This window comes from Brevundimonas sp. UBA4553, from assembly GCF_002387245.1.
GTDB lineage: Bacteria > Pseudomonadota > Alphaproteobacteria > Caulobacterales > Caulobacteraceae > Brevundimonas.
In genome coordinates, this window is the sequence record NZ_DGLD01000010.1 from 73293 (window position 1) to 93894 (window position 20602).

The 20602-nt window shown below is 68.7% G+C and carries 24 protein-coding genes; 8 read left to right on the plus strand and 16 right to left on the minus strand.

Annotated features, from left to right (window positions below; genetic code table 11):
• Positions 1 to 12 precede the first annotated feature (12 nt).
• Together ccmI and B4A39_RS06275 are read right to left on the minus strand one after the other, a co-directional pair.
• Complete coding sequence (gene ccmI / locus B4A39_RS06270; protein WP_292034443.1) at positions 13 to 828, minus strand: c-type cytochrome biogenesis protein CcmI; 816 nt, start codon at positions 826 to 828, stop codon at positions 13 to 15.
• Between the two features lie 17 nt (positions 829 to 845).
• The gene (locus B4A39_RS06275) at positions 846 to 2210 is read right to left on the minus strand and encodes a hypothetical protein (RefSeq protein ID WP_292034444.1); all 1365 of its coding nucleotides are present in this window, start codon (positions 2208 to 2210) and stop codon (positions 846 to 848) included.
• 263 nt (positions 2211 to 2473) lie between these two features.
• Between B4A39_RS06275 and B4A39_RS06280 the strand changes: the two genes are divergently transcribed.
• Positions 2474 to 3997 (plus strand): arylsulfatase, encoded by a 1524-nt coding sequence (locus B4A39_RS06280; RefSeq protein WP_292034446.1) that lies wholly within the window; start codon positions 2474 to 2476, stop codon positions 3995 to 3997.
• Between the two features lie 183 nt (positions 3998 to 4180).
• Here the strand turns inward: B4A39_RS06280 and B4A39_RS06285 are convergent, their stop codons facing one another.
• The 4 genes from B4A39_RS06285 to B4A39_RS06300 all read right to left on the minus strand — a co-directional run bounded on the left by B4A39_RS06285 (position 4181) and on the right by B4A39_RS06300 (position 6909).
• Complete coding sequence (locus tag B4A39_RS06285; RefSeq protein ID WP_292034447.1) at positions 4181 to 4354, minus strand: hypothetical protein; 174 nt, start codon at positions 4352 to 4354, stop codon at positions 4181 to 4183.
• 80 nt (positions 4355 to 4434) lie between these two features.
• A complete protein-coding gene (locus tag B4A39_RS06290) occupies positions 4435 to 5883 on the minus strand; it encodes an ATP-binding protein (protein WP_292034450.1) in 1449 nt (482 codons plus the stop codon).
• 6 nt (positions 5884 to 5889) lie between these two features.
• On the minus strand, positions 5890 to 6570 hold the full coding sequence (locus B4A39_RS06295) for a response regulator transcription factor (RefSeq protein WP_292034452.1): 681 nt from the start codon (positions 6568 to 6570) through the stop codon (positions 5890 to 5892).
• Entirely contained in the window at positions 6571 to 6909 is a 339-nt protein-coding gene (locus B4A39_RS06300) for a hypothetical protein (protein WP_292034454.1), read from the minus strand. It lies immediately after the preceding gene.
• A 264-nt stretch (positions 6910 to 7173) separates the two neighbouring features.
• On the opposite strand from B4A39_RS06300, the gene B4A39_RS06305 reads away from it, so the two are divergent.
• On the plus strand, positions 7174 to 7548 hold the full coding sequence (locus B4A39_RS06305) for a hypothetical protein (RefSeq protein ID WP_292034455.1): 375 nt from the start codon (positions 7174 to 7176) through the stop codon (positions 7546 to 7548).
• A gap of 83 nt (positions 7549 to 7631) precedes the next feature.
• On the opposite strand, the gene B4A39_RS06310 is transcribed toward B4A39_RS06305, so the two are convergent.
• From B4A39_RS06310 to B4A39_RS06325, 4 genes are all read right to left on the minus strand, one after another.
• Positions 7632 to 8204 (minus strand): nucleotidyltransferase family protein, encoded by a 573-nt coding sequence (locus tag B4A39_RS06310; RefSeq protein WP_292034456.1) that lies wholly within the window; start codon positions 8202 to 8204, stop codon positions 7632 to 7634.
• A 25-nt stretch (positions 8205 to 8229) separates the two neighbouring features.
• On the minus strand, positions 8230 to 10041 hold the full coding sequence (locus B4A39_RS06315; RefSeq protein WP_292034457.1) for a sensor domain-containing diguanylate cyclase: 1812 nt from the start codon (positions 10039 to 10041) through the stop codon (positions 8230 to 8232).
• Positions 10042 to 10144: 103 nt separating this feature from the next.
• The gene (thiD, locus tag B4A39_RS06320) at positions 10145 to 10945 is read right to left on the minus strand and encodes a bifunctional hydroxymethylpyrimidine kinase/phosphomethylpyrimidine kinase (RefSeq protein ID WP_292034459.1); all 801 of its coding nucleotides are present in this window, start codon (positions 10943 to 10945) and stop codon (positions 10145 to 10147) included.
• Entirely contained in the window at positions 10942 to 11286 is a 345-nt protein-coding gene (locus B4A39_RS06325; protein ID WP_292034461.1) for a DMT family transporter, read from the minus strand. The genes thiD and B4A39_RS06325 overlap by 4 nt, the downstream gene beginning before the upstream one ends.
• An 81-nt stretch (positions 11287 to 11367) precedes the next feature.
• On the opposite strand from B4A39_RS06325, the gene B4A39_RS06330 reads away from it, so the two are divergent.
• From B4A39_RS06330 to B4A39_RS06345, 4 genes are read left to right on the plus strand one after another with little or no spacing between them, the layout of a single operon-like run.
• Complete coding sequence (locus B4A39_RS06330; RefSeq protein WP_292034463.1) at positions 11368 to 11679, plus strand: ArsR/SmtB family transcription factor; 312 nt, start codon at positions 11368 to 11370, stop codon at positions 11677 to 11679.
• Positions 11676 to 12212 (plus strand): SRPBCC family protein, encoded by a 537-nt coding sequence (locus B4A39_RS06335; RefSeq protein ID WP_292034465.1) that lies wholly within the window; start codon positions 11676 to 11678, stop codon positions 12210 to 12212. Before B4A39_RS06330 ends, B4A39_RS06335 begins: the two co-directional genes overlap by 4 nt.
• Positions 12209 to 12688 (plus strand): SRPBCC family protein, encoded by a 480-nt coding sequence (locus B4A39_RS06340; RefSeq protein ID WP_292034468.1) that lies wholly within the window; start codon positions 12209 to 12211, stop codon positions 12686 to 12688. Before B4A39_RS06335 ends, B4A39_RS06340 begins: the two co-directional genes overlap by 4 nt.
• Positions 12685 to 13119 (plus strand): SRPBCC family protein, encoded by a 435-nt coding sequence (locus B4A39_RS06345; RefSeq protein WP_292034470.1) that lies wholly within the window; start codon positions 12685 to 12687, stop codon positions 13117 to 13119. The genes B4A39_RS06340 and B4A39_RS06345 overlap by 4 nt, the downstream gene beginning before the upstream one ends.
• 60 nt (positions 13120 to 13179) lie before the next feature.
• Here the strand turns inward: B4A39_RS06345 and folP are convergent, their stop codons facing one another.
• Positions 13180 to 14004, minus strand: a complete 825-nt coding sequence (gene folP, locus B4A39_RS06350; protein ID WP_292034472.1) for a dihydropteroate synthase — start codon at positions 14002 to 14004, stop codon at positions 13180 to 13182.
• A gap of 244 nt (positions 14005 to 14248) precedes the next feature.
• Between folP and B4A39_RS06355 the strand changes: the two genes are divergently transcribed.
• Together B4A39_RS06355 and B4A39_RS06360 are read left to right on the plus strand one after the other, a co-directional pair.
• The gene (locus B4A39_RS06355) at positions 14249 to 14401 is read left to right on the plus strand and encodes a hypothetical protein (RefSeq protein WP_292034473.1); all 153 of its coding nucleotides are present in this window, start codon (positions 14249 to 14251) and stop codon (positions 14399 to 14401) included.
• A gap of 33 nt (positions 14402 to 14434) precedes the next feature.
• A complete protein-coding gene (locus B4A39_RS06360; protein ID WP_292034475.1) occupies positions 14435 to 14866 on the plus strand; it encodes a GreA/GreB family elongation factor in 432 nt (143 codons plus the stop codon).
• Between the two features lie 48 nt (positions 14867 to 14914).
• Here B4A39_RS06360 and B4A39_RS06365 read toward each other — a convergent pair whose 3' ends face one another.
• From B4A39_RS06365 to tilS, 5 genes are all read right to left on the minus strand, one after another.
• Positions 14915 to 15217: a winged helix-turn-helix domain-containing protein gene (locus B4A39_RS06365; protein ID WP_292034477.1), complete on the minus strand. Its 303-nt coding sequence runs from the start codon at positions 15215 to 15217 to the stop codon at positions 14915 to 14917.
• A gap of 4 nt (positions 15218 to 15221) precedes the next feature.
• Entirely contained in the window at positions 15222 to 15860 is a 639-nt protein-coding gene (locus tag B4A39_RS06370; protein ID WP_292034479.1) for a hypothetical protein, read from the minus strand.
• 64 nt (positions 15861 to 15924) lie between these two features.
• On the minus strand, positions 15925 to 17139 hold the full coding sequence (locus tag B4A39_RS06375) for an acyltransferase family protein (RefSeq protein ID WP_292034481.1): 1215 nt from the start codon (positions 17137 to 17139) through the stop codon (positions 15925 to 15927).
• A 150-nt stretch (positions 17140 to 17289) separates the two neighbouring features.
• Complete coding sequence (gene ftsH, locus B4A39_RS06380) at positions 17290 to 19266, minus strand: ATP-dependent zinc metalloprotease FtsH (protein WP_292034483.1); 1977 nt, start codon at positions 19264 to 19266, stop codon at positions 17290 to 17292.
• A 54-nt stretch (positions 19267 to 19320) separates the two neighbouring features.
• On the minus strand, positions 19321 to 20547 hold the full coding sequence (tilS, locus tag B4A39_RS06385) for a tRNA lysidine(34) synthetase TilS (protein ID WP_292034484.1): 1227 nt from the start codon (positions 20545 to 20547) through the stop codon (positions 19321 to 19323).
• Positions 20548 to 20602 lie beyond the last annotated feature (55 nt).

Genomic DNA, 20602 nt, shown 5'->3' on the forward strand with positions numbered 1-20602 from the left:
TGCAGCGCGGGCTCATCCGGCCCCGCCCAGTCTTTGTTGCAGTTCGGCGCGGCGCGGATCGTTCGGCTGCAGCGCCGCGATCAGCGGTCCCCAGGCCGCCGCCGCGCCAGCCCGGTCGCCGCGCTTCAGCGCCGCCTCGCCCAGGAAGTAGCGCGCGCCCAGTTGATCCGGGTCGTGCTTCAGCGCCTCGACGAAGGCGGCCTCGGCGTCGCCGCCGACCGCGCCCTCATTGGCCCGCACCAGGCTTTCGCCCAGCCGCGCCCAGCTCTGGGCGTCGTCCGGCTGGATCGCCAGCGCCCGACGGAAGGCCGAGGCCGCCCCGATGGGGTCGCCCGCCTCGAACCGGGCCGCGCCCAGCATGGTCAGGGCCTGGTGATCATCAGGGCGATCCTTGACGATGCGGCCGATCACCGCCGCCGCCTGGGCCGGTTCCAACGTCTCGGGCGAAGAGGCCCAGTCGCGCACCCGCGTCTCATAGGCCTGATCCGCCATGCCCGGCGCCGCCAGCCCCAGATAGAGCGCCAGCGAGACCACCGCCGTCAGGCCGATCCCGCCCAGAACCCAGACCCTATCCTTCGCGCCCACCGTGGGCGCGCGCGCATCGCGGCGGGCCGCCAGCAGCCGGCGCCCGGCCTCGGCCCGCGCAGCGGTCCAGCCCGCCTCGTCCAGCAGGCCGCGCGTCTTCAGTCGGTCCAGCTCGGCCAGCTCTCGCCCGGCGGCGTCGCGGTCGACCACGACTTCGGCGTCCGCCCCGCGCCGCGCGCCGGCCAGCACCAGCAGCCCGGCCAGGGCCGTGGCCAGTCCCGTCATGATCCAGAAGATCGTCATGCCGCCGCTCTAGCGGATCAGGCGACCTGACGCGAGGCTCGCGAGGTCGCACCGGGCGTCAAAACGCTGGGAATGGTTCCCGCCACGCCCAGACGTCGCCGCACCGTCCGCGCCGCCTCCTTGGCGCCGATCAGGCCCAGCAGTTCGGCGGTCAGGCCAATTCGCTTGCGGGCCGTCCCCTCGTCGGGCGCCTCGCCGTCGTTCAGCCGCTCGATCGCCTCGTCGGCCCAGGTCGCCAGCCTTCCGGTCAGGCCCTCCGCCGTCTGCCTCCGCTCGGCCTCGCAGCCGAACACCGTGGCCGGACCGCGCACCAGGCCGATCACCGCCGCCAGGGCCCTGGCCTTCTCCGCCGCGGGGGCCTCGACCGCCTCGTCCAGACGCGGCGCCGGGCGCGTCATCCGTCCCGCCATGGCCGTGCGCTCGACCGGCAGGACCTTGCCCGTCGCCTTCTCCGCCGCGCTGAACAGTTCCGACAGCCGCAGAGCGATCTTCAGCCGCGCCTGCCGCACCGCCTTGCCCCAAGCGCTGTCAGCTCGCAGCGGCAGGGTCATGTCGATCTCCGACAGGGTCTCGGCGCACCAGTCCAGGTCGGCCTTCAGCAGCCCCGCGTCCGCCCCCGGCGCCGTCGGGTCGAAGGCCGCCGCCTCCGCCGCGCGGTGGGCCAGGGCCGTCACCACCCGGTCGACGAAGACCGCCAGTTCGCTTTCGCTGACCACCGTTTCGCGCCCGGCCGCGGGCGTGGCCAGGGCCACCAGCCGCAGCATCATCCGCGCGTCCGTCAGATGGGCGAAATAGATCTCCATCAGCCGCGCGGCTCCGTCCGGCGCGATCGAGGCGGCCTGCCGCAACGCCAGCTTCAACTCCGCCGTCGCCTCCGGCCCCGGTCGTCCCAGCCAGGTCTCCAGAAACGCCAGACTGCGCCGCGCCAGTCCCGCCAGATCGAAACAGGCCGCCAGTTCCGCCAATTCGTCCGGGCCGGCGCCGGCCCACAGGGTTTCGCCCTTATCCCGCACCGCCGAGGCTGCGCTCAGGCACAGACGGTCAGCCACCATCCGCGACAGCTCGTCGTCGCGATCCAGTTGCGGCAGCAGCTCTGGCTCATTGCGCGTGGCCAACCGCCACAGCCGCGCCGGCGCGCCCGCCGGAAAGCCCAGGCCCTCCAGCCCGTCCTCGCGTGGCCGGAACAGGGGCGTCAGCGGCGCGAAGGCCGCATCCCGCCGGCGCCGGTCCAGACCCTCGGCCTCGACCATGTCGCGCAGCGCCCACGCGCGATCCCCCGTCATCGCCGCCGCCAGCGCTTCCAGCTGGGACAGCAGATGATCCGGGCAAGCGGCGATCAGCTGGGCCAGGGCGGCCCTTTGCGCGACCGACAGGTCCGCCATCCACACTCCTTCGGCCGATCCGAATCCCGGCCATGGGGCCGAGGGTGGCCCCTTCGGGTTAACAGGGCCTTTTGGCCGCTGCCCACAGAACGGCCGCGCCCGCGCCATCCATCTGCGCTGACGACACTGAGATCGGTAGTCCGGGTCTTCGACCGCCGGACCTAGGGTTTCCCCCCGGTGATCGAGAACAGGGCGGAATCTAAGCTCAAGTCGAACCTCAACCGGAGCTTGACCCAATGCCCAAGGGAAAACCTAACATCCTCGTGATTTGGGGTGACGATATCGGTTACTGGAATGTCGGTGCCTACACCCACGGCATGATGGGCAGGACGCCGAACATCGACAGCATCGCGAGCGACGGCTGCCTGTTCACGGATCACTATGGCCAGCCCAGTTGCACCGCCGGACGCGCCGCCTTCATCACCGGCCAGATGCCCGTGCGGACGGGCATGACGACGATCGGCATCCCCGGCTCGGCGCGCGGCATCCAGAAGGAAGATCCCACCCTGGCCGAGGTCCTCAAGGATCAGGGCTACGCCACCGCCCAGTTCGGCAAGAACCACCTGGGCGACCGCAACGAGTTCCTGCCGACCTCGCACGGCTTCGACGAATGGTTCGGCAACCTCTACCACCTGAACGCCGAGGAAGAGCCTGAAGAGCTGGACTATCCCGGCCAGAAGAACCCTGAATATCAGAAGAAATTCGGCCCGCGCGGCGTGCTCCACGCCTGGGCGACCGATGAATTCGACGAAACCGACGACGGCATCTTCGGCAAGCGCGGCAAGCAGAAGATCGAGAACACCGGCCTTCTGACCCGCAAGCGGATGGAGACCTTCGACAAGGAGGTGCTGGACAAGACGCTCGACTGGCTCGACCGCGCCGGCAAGGACGACAAGCCCTTCTTCTGCTGGTTCAACACCACGGCCATCCACATCTTCAGCCACCCGCAGAAGAAGTACCTGCAACAGGCGGTGGACGAGGGTCGGGCCGAGGAAGACGTGGTCCGCGCCAAGATGCTGGAGCACGACGAACACGTCGGCGCCCTGCTGGACAAGCTGAAAGAACTCGGCGTCGACGACAACACCATCGTCATCTACTCGACCGACAACGGCAATGAGCTGATGCTGTGGCCCGACGGCGGCTACGCCCCGTTCCGCGGCGAAAAGGGCACGACCTGGGAGGGCGGCGTGCGCGTGCCCTGTCTGATCAAGTGGCCCGGCGTGATCCCCGCGGGCAGCGCCTCCAACGGCATCCAGAACCACGAAGACCTTTATCTGACGCTGGCCGAGGCCGGCGGCGCCACGGGCGTCAAGGAAAAGCTCCTGAACGGCCACACGATGAACGGCGTCAAATACACCTGCCATCTGGACGGCTTCAACCAGATCGACATGTGGAGCGGCAAGTCCGAGAAATCGGCTCGCACGGCGCACTACTACTACGACGAGACCGACCTGATGGCGATCCGGGTGAACAACTGGAAGATGCACATCGGCGTCAAGAAGAACGGCAGCTGGTTCACCGAAAAGGCCTACCCCAGCATCCCCTACCTCTTCCATTTGCGCATGGACCCCATGGAGAAGATGGATCCCGAGAGCGAGGAGTGGGGCTACATCGGGCGCAAGTTCTTCGCCTCGAAGCTGTGGGCCCCGAACGCCGGCTCGCCCTTCATCGCCGAACACCTCGAGAGCCTGAAGAAGTATCCGCCGAGGCAGGCTGCAGACACCCTCTCGATGCACGTGGCGCTCGAGAAGGCCATGGCCGCGCTGGCGGATCCGCGCGGAGGTTGACGGGCGGTTCCCCCAACCTTCTCCCGTCCGACCAGGCCCGCTCCGGGACGATATCTATCGTGTCCCGGAGCGGGTTTCTGCATCTACCGGCCAACAGGCCCGACCTCCACTCTGCTCCGGCAACCGATTTCCGCGAAGGCGCCAAGCCTGAAACATCTCGCTGACAGGCCTTGCGAAAGGCCGTCAGCCAACCTGGTCGAGTGCTTTCTCATAGGCGGCTTGTGCGCGTGCAAGGACCTCGCGAGCTTGCGCCTTTTCTGGGTCGTCAAGCTTCCTGCGGTAGTTCTCATGCGCGGCCCGCAGACCCTCCAGCGCCTTGTCCCACTCGACATAGACGGCATCATTGTAGTCGATCATTCTTGGCTCCCTGAATGGCAGTTGGACAGGAACGCCTGGAGCGCGACTTCGGAGATGCGGCTATAGTTCGCGGGCGTCCCTCAGCCTTCGGCCGCCGGCAGTTCCAGCAGGACCTTCAGCCCGCCCATGTCGCTGTCGGCCAGGGTGACGCGGCCGCCGTAGGCGCGGGTCAGTTCCTCGACGATGGACAGGCCCAGACCGGTGCCCGGCGTGTCCTCGTCCATCCGGGTGCCGCGTTTCAGGGCGGCGTCGCGCTGCTCGGCGGGCAGGCCAGGACCATCGTCCTCGACCACCACGATCATCTGGCCGGGCAAGGAGACGCCCGCCGAAATCCGCACCCGGCGCCGGCACCACTTGGCGGCGTTCTCGATCAGGTTGCCGAAGATTTCCTGCAGGTCCTGACGCTCGCCCAGGAAGCCCAGGTCGTCGGGCGCGCGCCAGTCGATCTCGACGTTCTTCGTCTCGAACACGCGCTCCAGCATGACGGCCAGTTCGTCCAGCACCTCGGCCACCGGGGTGCGTTCGCCCAGGCCGTGGGCGGCGCGGGCGGCGGCGCGGGCGCGGCGCAGGTGGTGATCGACCTGGTCCTGCATGACCCTGGTCTGCTTGCGCACCATGTCAGGCAGGACGCCGTCGCGGCTCCCCGCCTCGGCCTGCATCACCGCCAGCGGCGTCTTCAGCGCATGGGCCAGGTTGCCGACGTGGGTGCGCTGACGCTCGACCGTTTCCTGATTGTGGGCCAGCAGCCGGTTGACCTGTTCGGCCAGGGGCTGGATCTCCAGCGGATAGTTGCGCTCGATCCGGTGCGAGCGGCCCTTGCGGACGTCCGAAATCTCGTTGCGCAGATCAAACAGCGGACGCAGGCCGACCCGCACCTGGATGAAGACCGCCGAGACCAGACCGGCGCCCAGCAGCAGCATGGCCACCCAGGTCACCGTCGCGAACTGGCGCGTGTCGGCGTCGATGTCGGAGCGGTCGACCCCGGCGAAGAAGACCACGGGCTCGGCCCGCCCGGGCAGTTGCTTCATGCTGGCGGCGATGCGCAGCGGCTCGCCTTTGGGACCGTCCTCGGCGTTATAGCTGATCGTCTGGCCAAAAGCGGCCTTCAGCCGGTCGTCCAGGTCGTCCGCGTGCTCCAGATCGGCCCGCCCCAGGGAGGCCGAGCGCGCCAGCACCTGCAGGCGTCCCTCGGCGGTGGGCTCGGCCACCATCCAGTATTTGCCTGACAGCAGGCGCTGGGTGCGCGCATCCTGGATTTCGCCGACAAAGACCTCGCCTTCAGGCGTGATGCTGGCGGCGACCACCGCCTCGTCGATGGTGTCGCCCAGCATGTTGCCCAGCCGCCGCAGCGCCGATTCCTGGAACACCGAGGTCAGCACCACGCCCGTCACCAGCAGGGCCACCAGGATCCAGGCCGAGGCCAGCCAGATCAGGCGCCGCGTCAGCGACTTGCCCGGTCGGCCGAACCAGCGGCCCCATTCCTTGCTGTCAGGCTTGGCGGGCGTCTCAGCCGCCCCGGCGTCGCTCATCCGAAATCAGGCCGCTTCGCTCTCGCCGGCCAGCGGCGACAGGCGATAGCCCAGACCCCGCACCGTCTCGATTCGATCCGATCCGATCTTCTTGCGCAGGCGTCCGACAAACACCTCGATGGTGTTGGAGTCGCGATCAAAGTCCTGATCATACAGGTGCTCGACCAGCTCAGTGCGGCTGATGACCCGGCCCTGATGCATCATCATGTAGTGCAGCAGCCGGTATTCCAGACTGGTCAGCCGCAGCGGCTCGCCGTTGACCGTCGCCCGCGCCGCACGCGGGTCCAGGCGCAGGCCGCCGCAGGTCAGGGTCGCCGCCGCATGACCGGCCGAGCGGCGCAGCAGGGCGCGCAGACGGGCCAGCAGTTCCTCGGTGTGGAAGGGCTTGGTCAGGTAGTCGTCGGCCCCGGCGTCGAAGCCCGCCACCTTGTCCGACCAGGCGCCGCGCGCCGTCAGGATCAGCACCGGCGTGGTCTTGCCTTCGCGGCGCCAGCGCTCCAGCACCGAGACGCCGTCGATCTTGGGCAGGCCCAGGTCCAGAACCACCACGTCATAGGGCTCGGTGTCGCCCAGGAACCAGGCCTCCTCGCCGTCGGGCGCGTGATCCACGGCGTAGCCGGCGTCGCCCAGGGCGGTCTTCAGTTGGCGCGACAGATCGACGTCGTCCTCGACAAGCAGCACCCGCATTCAGTCGTCTCCGCGAACCCGGCCGGACTGGCCGTCAACCTGTATGTCCGACACGCGCCCGCCCGGATACTCCCAGCGCACCACATAGTCGCCGCCGCGCTCGCGCACGCCCAGCATTCGGCCGGGACGGTTGGACTGGACCCGTCGGGCGACATCGCCAGGATCGGCGCGAGGGGCCGAGCGGGGCGCGTCGCGCAGCCCCTGGCCCGGATAGGTCCGGGGCTGCTCGCGGCGGTCTTCATCGCGATCCCGGTCACGGCCGCGCGACTGGGCCGCCGCGTCCGCAACGGGGACGAGGGCGATCAGGCCGGCCAGCAGGAGGGCTCGAATACGCATCATGGGTCGTCTTCTAGACAGGGGCCTCTGAACAGCGGCTGAACGGATAGTCTACCGCCGTTCATCCGGACAAGGAACGCATGCGCGCGGATTCTCCGTCGCTGTCGCTCTTTTGAGACTTGCGGAGCTCATGAGCATGAAGATGAAGAACTTCTCATGCAGATGAACGCTGTCTGAAACGCGGTGTTCAGGTGCGGCTCAGCCGCCGGGTGGTCTTTTGGGATCAACGCAGCCCACCCGGTTGCGACGATCCAAAGGAGCAAGACCATGAAGAAGCTGCTGATCCCCGCCCTGGCCGTCGCTGTCGCCTCGGCCGCCCTGCCCGCCGCCGCCCAGTCGTATGACCGCCACGGTCCCTCGCGCGGCCCGTCCTATGAGCAGAACTACAACGGCTGGAACGCCATCTCCCAGCGCAAGCACAACCTGGACCGCCGTATCGACCAGGGCGTCCGCAACCGCCAGCTCAGCTACCGCGAGGCCTCGCGCCTGAAGGACGAGCTGAACAGCCTGGTCCGTCTGGAGCGCAGCTATATGCGCGGCGGCCTGACCCGCTGGGAGCGCCAGGACCTGGACCGTCGCTATGACAGCCTGTCGTCCAAGGTCCGCTACGAGCGCAACGACTACAACGGCCGCCGCCACTAACGGCTGACCGAGAACCGGGCCTCATCCCTCCCTGTCCGAGGCCCGACCGAGGGGCGCGATCCGCAAGGGTCGCGCCCTTTGCCCTATGCGGGATCGACCACCGTAAGCTCCGGCCACCGCCCCCGTGCGCTGGCGACCACCTTGTCCCAGCCCCTGGCCAGGCCTCGCACAGGATTGGGCCGGATCACCATGTCGAAGACGTCCTCCAGCCCATAGGGCGCCGCCACGCTGATGGCGTCGTCCTTCTCCAGCCGCACGGCCAGGGCGAAGGCCGGCGCCACGAACTGGGCCGGGGCGTCGTCGGTGCAGGTCAGAGGCGCATAGGGCTCCCCGAACTTGCTCTCGAACCACAGATGAACCCGCGCTTGATTGCGCACCTCGACCAGATCGCGGAACGGCGGTTCGAAGGCGGCGGCCACCCGCTTGATGATCACGTCCTCGGCGTCCCACGACACATCGGGGTCGAAATAGCCGATGTCGTAGTCCTTGATGCCATAGCCGACCGGCCGCCCGGTCCGGTCGTTCCACACGCCCTGATAGACGGCGCCGGAAAACAGCCGCCAGTCCGGCAGGTCCAGATCCCGCATCACGGTCAGCACGTGCATCAACGCCGGGTCGGCGCGGACGATCTCGATCAGTCGGTTTTCCAGGGTCATGAGGTCGTCTGACGCCGATTCGGCCCTAACGGACACCCGGCGCGTCAGCCTCGCGCACCGCCGCCACGACGATCCGATCGCGCCCTTCGGCCTTGGCGCGCAGCAGGGCCGCGTCGGCCACGGACACCAGGCTTCCGGCCCCGCCGTGGTCCGGATAGGTCGACAGCCCGAAGGAGGCGGTGATCCGGCCCAGCGGCCGTCCTTCATGTTGCAGCTGCAGCGCCGAAATCTTCTGGCGGATCGTCTCGGCGCGTTCGCGCGCCTGTTCCATGCCCATCCCCGGCATCAGCAGCAGAAACTCCTCGCCGCCATAGCGGAAGGCGTTGCCCTCGCCGCGCACGCTGCTCGACAGAACGCCGCCTACCGCGCGCAGCACCGCATCGCCGGCGTCATGGCCGAAATCGTCGTTGAACTTCTTGAAATGGTCCACATCCAGCAGCAGGCAGCTTACGGGCCGCCCGCTCTGCTCCGCGTGCTCGAAGTGCAGCTTCATCATGGTGTCCAGCTGACGCCGGTTCGACAGGCCCGTCAGCGGATCGACCAGGGCCAGTTCGCGCAAGGCCTCGTGCAGCCGCAGATTGGCCAGCGCCAGGCCGACCCGCTCGGCCAGCAGCACCAGATACACCTCTTCACTCTCCGACAGCGGTCCCTCTGTCCCCGCCGCCTGTTCGAAATAGATCAGGCCGATCGTCTCGCCCTGCCCGATCAGCGGAATGCAGATGGAGCCTACAGCCTGGTCGGCCTGCAGATGACCGCACGGCACGTCGATCATGGCGCCGTCGGGCCGGTGCATCTGCCCCCGTCGCAGCGCCCAGCAGTCGGTGAAGCGGAACTGCGCGGTCGAACCCTGCGGCGACCGCCACTCGCACGCCGAGGTCATCGTCCCCGTGGCCTCGTCGTGAACATAGAGCCGCCCGGCGAAGGCCGGGGCGATCTGAGGCGCGAACAGCCGCACCACGTTCATCACGTCGTCTATGGCGTCGCAGCCCTGCAGCCGCTGCGTCATGCGCGCCAGCAGTTCGCGCATGTTCAGATCGGCGTCGCGCAGGGCCTCCAGCCTTTGCCGCTCCAGCGCGTTCTCGCGGAAGATGCGGATCGCCTGGGTCATGTCCCCGATCTCGTCGATGCGCGAATATTCCGGCGGCTCGACCGCGAAGTCCTGCGCGGCCAGGCGCGTCACTACGTCGCTCAGCCGTCCCACGGGCCGCAGCACGCGCCGCATGAAGATGAAATAGAGCACGAACAGGAACAGCAGGGCGGTGATCGCCAGCATGATCTCCGACGTCAGGCGGAACAGCCGCGACGCCCGCTCCGCCTGCTCGACCGCATCCTGGGTCCGTTCGTCCAGCATGTAGCGGAAACGCCCGATCAGGTTGGACACCCGCTCCAGCTCGCGCTCGTATTCCGGGCCGAAGATGATCTTCTGCGCCGTCTGATCCTGCCCCGCCTGCTTGGCCTGGATGGCGGCGGCCTGCTCCTCGCGCAGGGTGTCGGCCCAGCGCAGGCCGTCCTCCAGCGCCTTCAGCTCCGCCGGCTGCGCGCCCGCGTCCTCAAGCTTGGCCAGGCTGGCCTCGACGCTGTCGAGGTTCGCCGCCTCGCGCTGATAGACGATCAGGTGGCTGGGATCGCCGCTGATGGTGAACAACCGCGCCTGCTCGGTCAGCCGATAGGTGTCCTCGATCAGGGCTTCGGTCAGATGGTCGAAACGCGTCCTCTGCTGGACCGCAGCGCGCTCGCCCTCCTCAGCTCGCGAGGCCATCAGCATGGTCGCGCCCGACACGATCGTCAGCAGGACGGTCGCGCCATAGGCCCAGTTGGTGATCGTGGCGATACGCATTTCGTCGGTCCAGTCGGCCCGCTCGCGCGCACATCCGCCGAGCCAGGCCAGCCCCCACGGCTAGGCCCGCCCTTCTTAGCAGGCCGTTAAGCCCGCCCCTGGGTCATCTCCGGATCGGCCAGCCGTGATCCAGCGGTCCATGCCCCTGACCCAAACCCGGCGCGCGACGGATAGCCTCGGCGACATAGGCCCAGGCTTCGGCCACCGCCGTCTGCAGGGGCAGCCCCTTGGCGATCCCGGCGGCGCAGGCGCTGGCCAGGGTGCAGCCGGTGCCGTGGGTGTGGCGCGTCTCCACCCTTTCACTTTCCAGCACCGTCTCGCCGTCACGAGTCATCAACAGGTCGATGACCGTCTCGCCCGGCACGTGACCGCCCTTCATCAGCACCGCCCGGGCGCCCATCTCCAGCAAGGCCTCGCCCGCCCGGCGCTGTCCGTCCAGATCGGCCACCGCGACCCCGGTCAGGGCCTCGGCCTCTGGCGCATTGGGCGTCAGCAGGGCCGCGCGAGGGACCATCAGCCGCCGCACCGCCTCGACCGCGCGATCTTCCAGCAGGGGCGAGCCGCCCTTGGCGATCATCACCGGGTCCACCACCGTCGGCACGCCGTCGGCGTAGTCGATCAGCCCCGCCACCGCCTCGACCACCTCGACCGAGCCCAGCATCCCGGTCTTCAGCGCGTCGGCGCCGATGTCGTCCAGCACCGCCTTGGCCTGAGCCTCGATCACGTCGAGCGGCAAGGGATGGACGCCGTGAACGCCGAGCGTGTTCTGGACCGTGATCGCGGTGATCGCCGTAGCGGCGAACCCGCCCAGCATGGTCACCGCCTTGATGTCGGCCTGGATGCCCGCGCCGCCGCCGGAATCCGATCCGGCGAGAATCAATACCCTGCCCTTGCGCCCGCTCACGCCGCCGCTCCCGAAAACAGCTTCAGCCCGACAATGCCCGCCACGATCAGCAGGATGCAGACCGCCCGCACCGCCGTCGCCGGCTCGCCATAAGCAACGATCCCGACCGCCGCCGCGCCCACGGCGCCGATGCCGGTCCACACCGCATAGGCCGTGCCCACCGGCAGCTTCTGCGTGGCGATCCACAGTCCGACCATGCTGGCGATCAGAGCGACGACCACGCCCAGCGAGATCAGCGGCCGCTGCACGCCCACATACTTGATCCCCGAAGCCCACATGACCTCGAACAGGCCCGCCACGACGAGCACCAACCACGGATTGAGAGACAGAAGCCCGGACATGACGGCTGCATGACCCAAGGCGCCGATTGAGGCAATGTCCTTTATATAGACATATAGCTATATTGTTGATAGACGATACTCATGAACCTCGCCCTGCAAGCCCTGTCCGAACCGCACCGCATGGCCATCGTCGCCATGCTGGCCGAGGGCGAACGCCCCGCCGGGGACTTCGTCGACGCCCTGCCCATCAGCCAGCCGACCGTGTCGAAACACCTGTCTGTCCTGCGTGAGGCGGGTCTGGTCACGGTCCGCAAGGACGCCCAGCGCCGGCTCTATCGCCTCAACCCCGCCCCCCTGGCCGAACTGGACGCCTGGCTGCAGCCCTATCGCCGCTTCTGGGTTGATCGTCTCGACGCCCTTGAACGCCACCTCGACAAGGAGTTTCCGCAATGACCGACACCCTGACGCCGGCCCATGAGCTGGGCCGGGCGACCGAGATCGACGGCGGCTGGGAGGTGCGCTTCGAACGTCGCCTGCGCCATTCACCCGAGCGCGTCTGGGCGGCCCTGACCACGCCCGAAGGCCTCGCATGCTGGCTGGCCGAGGCCGAGATCGAGCCGGTCTCCGGCGGCCGCATGAGCCTCGACTTCCGTCAGCCGGCGACCGAGAAATTCCCCGACACGCCCGGCGTCCGCGAACAGGCCAACGAGGTCCTGGTCTTCCAGCCCTTCACCCGGTTCGAGCACACCTTCGGCGCCGTCGACTCGGTCGTCTGCTGGCGACTGTCGGCCGACGGCGACGGCACGCATCTGACCCTGATCCACCGCATGGGCCGCGACTGGGAAAGCAACGTCGCCAACACCCTGGCCGGCTGGCACCATCACATGGAGGGGCTGGACGCGGCTGCCCAGGGCGTCGCCCATCCGTGGAGCTGGCCCCGGTGGACCGCCCTGCGCGACAGCTATGCGCAGGAGGCCGCCCGATGACCGTCGTCACGCCCGCCGCCTCTGCCGGCATGTTGATCCGTCGCCCGGCGGCCGAGGTTTTCGCCGCCTTCGTCGATCCCGCCGTCACCGCCCGCTTCTGGTTCACCCACAGCGACGCGCCCCTGACGCCCGGCGCTCGCGTGACCTGGACCTGGGCCATGTACGGCGCAACCACCACGGTTCAGGTCAAGGCGCTGGAGCCGAACCGCCGCATTCTCATCGACTGGGACCTGGCCGCCGATCCCACCGAGGTCGAATGGCGCTTCGACGCTCGCGGCGACGACACCTGGGTCACGGTCGAGAACCGCGGCTTCCCGGATGACGCAAAGGGCCTCGCCGCCGCTCTCGATTCCACAGGCGGCTTCGCTCTGGTCCTGGCCGGCGCCAAGATCTGGCTGGAGCATGGCTTGGACCCCCGTTTCGTCGTCGATCGGCACCCCGATCACCACGTCGAAAACTGGGAGCCGCGCCCATGACTGGGCCCGTCGGCATCCGCGTCGAACGCGTCTTTCGCCACCCGCGCGAACGGGTCTTCGACGCCTTCCTTGATCCGGCGCGCGCCGGTCAGTGGCTCTTCCGCACCCCCGGCGGCCTGTTGGAACGCGCCGATTTCGATCCCCGTCCCGGCGGCGAATTCACCATCGTCGAAAAACGCGGCGACGCCCTCGCCCACCACTTCGGCCGCTTCGTCGAAATCGCCCGGCCTGATCGCATCGTCTTCGACTTCTGGGTCGACGAAGCCCCCGACGACAGGACGCGCGTCACCGTCGAGTTCGAGGCTGCGGGCGACGCCTGTCGCCTTGTCCTGACCCACGTCCTGGCGCCCGAATGGGCGGACTACGCCGAGCGCACCACGGCGGGCTGGACCCTGATCCTCGACAACCTGCATCGCCTGACCGAGGTCTGAACCAACCGTCAGAAGCCAGCGACCGCTTCAGCGCCTCCTCCCGGCTGAAACTGGAGCAGGTCAGCCGGCGTTCGCCACCGCCGCCTGCAGCTTCAGCGCCTGCACGGTTTCGCGCACGTCGTGGACCCGCACCATCCGCGCCCCGCGCCGCGCCCCCTCCAGCACCAGGGCCAGCGAGCCGCCTAGCCGATCCGTGGCCTCGACCGCGCCTTCATCGACCCCCAGGATCGTCCGCTTGCGGCTGGCGGCGTAAAGCACCGGAAACCCCAGATCGACCAGGACCTGCAGCCGCGCCGTCAGCGCCAGATTGTGCGCCGTCGTCTTGGCGAAGCCGATGCCGGGGTCCAGCCAGATCTTGTCGCGCGCCACCCCCGCCGCCATCGCCGCCTCGGCCCGCGCCGCCAGATGCGCGACCACCTCGCCGACCACGTCGTCATAGCGCGGATCGTCCTGCATGGTCCTGGGCTCGCCCTTCATGTGCATCAGCACCACCTCGCAGCCCAGGTCGGCGGCGGTCTTCGGGCTCTCGGCTTCATGCGTCAGCGCCGTCACGTCGTTCCACATCGTCGCGCCCGCCTGCACGGCCGCCCGCGCCACGCCGGGCTTCATGGTGTCGATGCTGATCACCCCGTCCCAGCGCGCCCGGATCGCCGCGATCAGCGGCAGAGTCCGCGCGATCTCCGCCGCCTCGCTCACCGGAGCCGCCCCCGGCCGCGTGCTCTCGCCGCCGATGTCCAGCACGTCCGCCCCCTCGGCGATCAGCCGCATCGCATGAGCCAGCGCCGCCTCGCGCGTGTCGTGCCGGCCGCCGTCGGAAAAGCTGTCCGGCGTCACATTGACGATGCCCATCACCAGAGGCGGCTTCACGAGGGATTGAAGGTTCATGCGACAAGAACTCCCAGAGCGCCGGTTTGACTTTCCGCGCGCCGAGGCTCAGCCTCTACCCACTATGGAACGTTTCGTCAGCCAGGCTCGACGCCTCACCCACGCGGGTCGCCGCGTCGAAGGCATCTAACCCGTAGCGGCCAGCTTGCTGTCGTCCGCTACGGGGCGCGTCGCTTCGCTTTTTCCCCAGTTTCCTCGCATCAGGATCGCGTTCGCCGCACCGGCGCCCGTGAACACGCCTGCCATGACCCTTCCTTCTGACGATACCCGCACGCCCGACCGCGGCGCCGACATCATCCCCTTCCCGAGCCGACGCCCCCTGACAGCGCCCGCGCCCGATCCCGCGTCGCCTGCCGACGACGGCGAGGACGACGACGACGGCCCCTCGGCCGCCTGACCCCTTTTTCCTTCCTTCACATCGAGAACCGACATGACCACCGCCAAGCCTCGCGGCCGCCCTCCGGCCCTGCCCGCCATCCTCCTCAGCCGCGCCGACTTCGACGCCCTGGACCGCTTGGTCGGCGACCTGCCGGGAACCGGCCCCGCCGGCCTGCTGCAACAGGAGCTGGATCGCGCCGAGGTCTGCGACGACGCCAAAATGCCCCGCGACGTGGTCGGTCTGAACCGCTGGCTGCATTACGCCGACGACCGTCACCCCGAGGTCCGTCGTGTCCAGTTGGTCCTGCCGCGCGAGGCCGACATCGACGCGGGCCGCGTCTCCATCCTGTCGCACGTCGGCGCCGGCCTGATCGGCCTCAAGGAAGGCGAGTCCATCGCCTGGCCCGACCCCGCAGGCGAGACCCGCAAGCTGACGGCCGTCCTGATCGAGGACGAAGACCCCATCGCGGCTGTCGCCCACTGAAAGCTGCTGCGCTGGTAACCCCCTTCTCCCCTTCCGGGAGAAGGGCGGCTACTTCCGCCCGATCAATCCGCCCAGGGCGTCCAGATAGGCTGCAAACGCCGCCCGCCCCTCGGGCGTGATGGCGATGCGGGTCAGGGGCTTGTTGTTCACGAAGCTCTTGCTGATGGCGACATAGCCCGCCTCTTCCAGCTTCTTCAGATGGACCGACAGGTTGCCCTGGGTCGCCTCCAGCACCGTCTTCAGCTCGGTGAAGTCCGCCGCCTCGACATCGGCCAGATAGACCATGATCCCCAGCCGCATGCGGCCGTGGATAACCTCGTCGATCCGTCCAAAATCGTCCGCCAGACCCATGGCGTCAGCCGGCCTTCCCGCCCGCTCGGGCGTCGCGGAACATCACCCAGCCCGGCAGGGCGAACAGCAGGAACAGCGCCACGGTACAGACGCCCAGATAGGCGACCGGCTGGCGAACCAGCAGACCCAGCGCCACCGCCGTGACCCATCCGCCCAGCGACACCGCCAGCATCCAACCCTTTTTCTTCAGCACCCACGCCACATACCAGGCCGCCGCCTGCAGCGCGAAGACGATGGCGGCGTAATAGAGCCAGACGGCGAAATCCTGATCCCGCATCGCCCCTACGGCGAAGACGATGACCACCGCGGCGTTGGCCATGCCGGTGGCGCTGAAGGCGGCGTTCGTCACCCGCGTCGCCAGCGGCCCCCGGTTGGACGGCCCGGCCTTGCGGTCCGTCAGGATGGCCCAGGTCAGGATCGCCAGAAAGGCCACGGTGATCCCGACCACAAACACCAGATTGGCCAGATCGGGCCAGCGGATCAGTCCGATCACCTGCCCGACATGGAACAGGCACTGCAGGCCATACAGCAACCCGCCCGCCAGATAGCAGATCGCCAGGGTCATCGGCGGTCGCCCGCCGCCCTCGACGATGGAGCGCATGAAGGCGAGGTCGGCTTCGGGCGTGCGGGACTTGTCGGTCATCGGGTGATTCCTGGCGCGACGCGGCTGCCCCCTTCGGATGGACGCAGCCGCCAAGGTTGGCAAGCTATTCGGCGGCGACGGGGACGTTGACGCGGGCCCGACGCCACGGCGTGCGACGCCCGTTCAGCCAGCGCCCCATGAAGCCGTGACGGACCATCAGCTCGTAGCTGGCCAGGCACACGGCGCTGACGCCGACCACGACGATAGCCAGCTTGACCGGCCAGGCCAGGGCCCAGTCCTGCACCACCACCTGCGCCGCCATCACCAGCGGCAGGTGAACGATGTAGATCCAGTAGGAGGCGTCGGCCAGATAGCGCCGCACCGCGCTGTGGCCCGACCAGAACCTCAGCGCCAGCCCGACGACGGCGAACATCGAGGCATAGGTGGCCACGCCAAAGGCCGCCGCCGCCATGGCCTTGGCCGCGGGATCGGTCATCGGCGTCAGCACCGGCGTCGGCCCGCCCGACAACATCAGCGCCGTCGTCCCCGCTCCCAGCGCCAGCCCCAGATAGACAGGCGTCCAGGCTGCAATGCGCGCCAGCAGGTCGCGGCGACGGTCCAGCAGCCCCCCCATGCCAAAGGCCAGCCCGAAACCGACCAGGGCCGAGGCCTCGGGGATCAGTCCCGCATCCGGCGTCGGAATGCCGAAGAAGGCGATCCAGTTGGGTTCGAACCACAGAGCCAGGGCCAAAGGCGCGCCCAGCACCAGCGGCCCCAACGGCCCGACCAGTCCGCCCGCCAATCGGTCCAGCCCTCGCCCCAGACGCCCCGCCCTGTCCAGCCGCGTGACGACAGCGCCCCCGATCACCAGGGCCGCATAGAACCACAGCAGCACCCAGAGAAACCACAGATGGGTCAGCGGGATATTGGTCCAGTCATAGGTCGGCGGCGGCGGCGCATCGGCCGCGGTCAGGCCATGCAGCGAGGCGTTCCACACCAGCACCGCCACGATCCCCGCCATCACCGGCCCCCAGAAGACCGCCAGAGGCGCAGCAATGCGGACCAGCCGGTTCTTGAGGAAGCCCACCGCCCCGCGCCGTTTCAGCATCATGTGGCCGAACAGGCCGGCGATCAGGAAGAAGCTGACCATGCGAAACAGGTGGATGACGAAGAAGAGGCCGCTGGCCCAGACCGAGGTCTGATCATCGCCCACGATCCAGATCTGGCTCGGGAAAAAGGACAGGGTCGCGTGCAGCACCACCCCCAGCAACAGGGCCGCGCCCCGCAGGCCGTCAAGGCCGTGCAGTCGCTCGTTTTGATCGAATGCGGATGCCGTCATGGCGCCCTCCTGTTTCGGATAACGCCATATCGCACAGACTAGTCTAAAATACAAACTTGTCTGCCAGAATGTCGCGCGCCCGTTGCGACCACGAAAAAGGGGCGGACCCTGCGGCCCGCCCCTCCTTTTATTTCGGCCTGCCTGAACGGATCAGACGGTCGGCACGCTGGTCGACGGCGCAGCCGCCGGCTCCGGCTCCGAAGCCTTGCCGGTCTCGATGTCGGTGCCGTCGGACACCGGCGTCACCGGCACGGACACCGACGGTCCCGGCACGGGCGAGTTGGCGTCGTCGCGGTTCGGGGTCACGCCCTTTTCCAGCAGGTCGGTGATCTCGTGACCCGACAGGGTCTCGTATTCCAGCAGGGCCTGGGCCAGCTTCTCCAGATCGTCGGCCTTGTCGGTCAGGATCTGGCGCGCCTCGTCCCAGCCGGAGGTGACCAGCTTCTTGACCTCGCTGTCGATCAGGCGGGCGGTCTCCTCGGAGATGTTCTGGCTGCGCGCGACCGAGTGGCCCAGGAAGACCTCCTGCTCGTTCTCGCCATAGGCCACGGTGCCCAGCACGTCCGAGAAGCCCCACTGCGTCACCATGCGGCGGGCCAGCTTGGTCGCCTGCTGGATGTCGGAGCTGGCGCCCGAGGTGATGTTCTCCTTGCCGAAGATCAGCTCCTCGGCCACGCGGCCGCCCGCCATGATGGCGATGCGGTCGACCATCTGCTGGTACTTCATGGAATAGCGGTCGCCTTCCGGCAGCTGCATCACCATGCCCAGAGCCTGTCCGCGCGGGACGATGGTCGCCTTGTGCACCGGGTCGGCCATCTTGACGTTGATGGCGACGATGGCGTGGCCGCCTTCGTGATAGGCGGTCAGGCGCTTCTCTTCCTCGTTCATGGCCATGGACTTGCGCTCGGCGCCCATCATGACCTTGTCCTTGGCGTCCTCGAAGTCGCGGTGCGTGACCATGCGGCGGTCCTTGCGGGCGGCCATCAGGGCGGCTTCGTTGACCAGGTTGGCCAGGTCGGCGCCCGAGAAGCCCGGCGTGCCGCGCGCGATCGTCTTCACATTCACGTCGGCGGCCAGCGGCACGTCCTTCATGTGCACGCGCAGAATACGCTCGCGGCCTGAAACGTCGGGGTTCGGCACTACGACCTGACGGTCGAAGCGGCCGGGACGCAGCAGGGCCGGGTCCAGAACGTCGGGACGGTTGGTCGCTGCGATCAGGATGATGCCTTCGTTGGACTCAAAGCCATCCATCTCGACCAGCAGCTGGTTCAGGGTCTGCTCGCGCTCGTCGTTGCCGCCGCCGAGTCCCGCGCCACGATGGCGACCCACGGCGTCGATTTCATCGATGAAGATGATGCACGGAGCATTCTTCTTGGCTTGCTCGAACATGTCGCGCACGCGGCTGGCGCCGACGCCGACGAACATCTCGACGAAGTCCGAACCCGAGATCGAGAAGAAGGGCACGCCCGCCTCGCCCGCCACCGCGCGCGCCAGCAGGGTCTTGCCGGTGCCCGGAGGCCCCACCAGCAGGGCGCCCTTGGGGATCTTGCCGCCCAGACGCTGGAACTTGCCCGGATCTTTCAGGAAGTCGACGACCTCCTGCAGCTCTTCCTTGGCCTCGTCCACGCCGGCGACGTCCTCGAAGGTCTTGCGGCCCTTGTGCTCGGTCAGCAGCTTGGCCTTGGACTTGCCGAAGCCCATGGCGCCCTTCGCCCCGCCCTGCATCCGGTTCATGATGAAGAACCAGAAGGCGATGATCAGGGCCACCGGCAGAAGCAGGCCCAGCAGGCCTGACCACCAGGGCTGGCGCGTGCTCTTGACGTCCACCGTCGCGCCGGCGGCCTGCATCTTGTCGATGATGTCGGCGTTGGGCAGGGGCGTCACGGTCGTGAACTTGGTGTCGTTCTTGTAGACGCCGTTCACCGTGTCGCCGCGCACCGTCGCCGTCTTGATCTCCTGACCGTTGATGGCCGTGATCAACTGCGAATAGGTGATGGGGTCGGGACGGCCCGCCGCCGCGGCCTTGGCGCCCGGCATGGCCCCGCCTGCGTTCGGCCCGATGGCGGCGTAGACCGCGACCAGGCCCAGCAGGATCACGCCCCAGATGGCGAAATTACGCAGATTCATTCGATCCTCGGTTTCTCGGCGAACGCCCTCGGGCTCCGCCGATCGGCAGTCTTTCTACGAAAATAGGTCAGTCGGCGGCGTTTCGCCATGCATGGGGTGAAAGAGGTCGGCTTCCTGCGTCGTTTCGCCCAAGGCCAGCCTCAGACGCTGCGGCGCCAACATCCGCACCGTCGCCGCTCGCCATGCAAGAACCGGCGCATCCTCGCCGTCTCGGATCAGCACGGGCAGCCCGCCCCGCGCCGCGGGCGGAAGTCCCGCCAGCACCCGCCGATCCCCGGCCGACAGCCGCGCCAGACGTCCTTCCGCCACCGTCACGCGCCAGCCGGCAGCGCGCGCCGTGATCTCGAACCGACCGTCCCAGACGGCCCCCACGCCCGGCGTCAGCATCATCGCCTCGGGCGCTCGCCTACGCATCTCGCCGGGCTCGCGCATCAGCAGGACTCTCGTCCCCTCCGCCTCGATCCGCGCTCCCGTCAGTCCCGCCGTGAAGTCTTCGCCCGCCGTTAGACGCGCCATCAGTCCCGCCAGCCGATCCCCGCGCGGCGGAACCGCCCCGCCGCCTGCGCAAACCAGCGCCGCCGCCAACCTGGCCGCCGGAGCGCCCCGCGGGATTTCCAGCACGCCGGCCCAGGCCATCAGCCCTGCCTCACCCTCCCCTTGCTGGGGAGGGTGGTCGCGCAGCAACCGGGGGGGGAAGGCCGCGCGATCCACGTCTCCCGCCAAGGCGCTCGCCAACGCCGCCCGCGCCCGACTGCGCCCGAACCGCGCATCCGCATTAGCCGGATCCTCGATCCAGGCCTGCCCCCGCCCGGTCAGATAGTCCCGCAGGACCTCGCGCCGCTCGTTCAATAGCGGCCGCAACAGCATCAGCCCCCGCCCCTCGGGCCAGACCGGCGACGGCGACCACTCGCGCACGCGGCCCAGGGTCGAGCCCCGCGCCCGCATCCAGTCAGCCTCGGCCACGTCGTCGGCGGTATGGGCCAGCAGCACTACCCGCGCGCCCGCGTCGCGGGCCGCCTCGGCGATCAATCCATGTCGCGCCGCCCGCGCCCGCGCCGTCAGCCCTGGCCCGCTCGCCGCATCGTTCCAGCGAAGGGATCGCCAGTCAGCCCCGACCGCCCGCGCCGCCTCGCCCGCGAACCGGGTCCAGTCCGCGCTCAGAGCGTTGAGATTGTGATCCACTGTCAGGGCCAGCAGCCGCCGTCCGTGGGCCTTGGTCCAGTCGGCGGCGAGATGCAGCAGGGCCATGGAGTCGCCCCCGCCCGACAGGGCCACCGCCACCGGCTCGGCCCTTTCCGCATCCAGCCGCGCATCCAGCCGGGCGAACGCCCGGCCG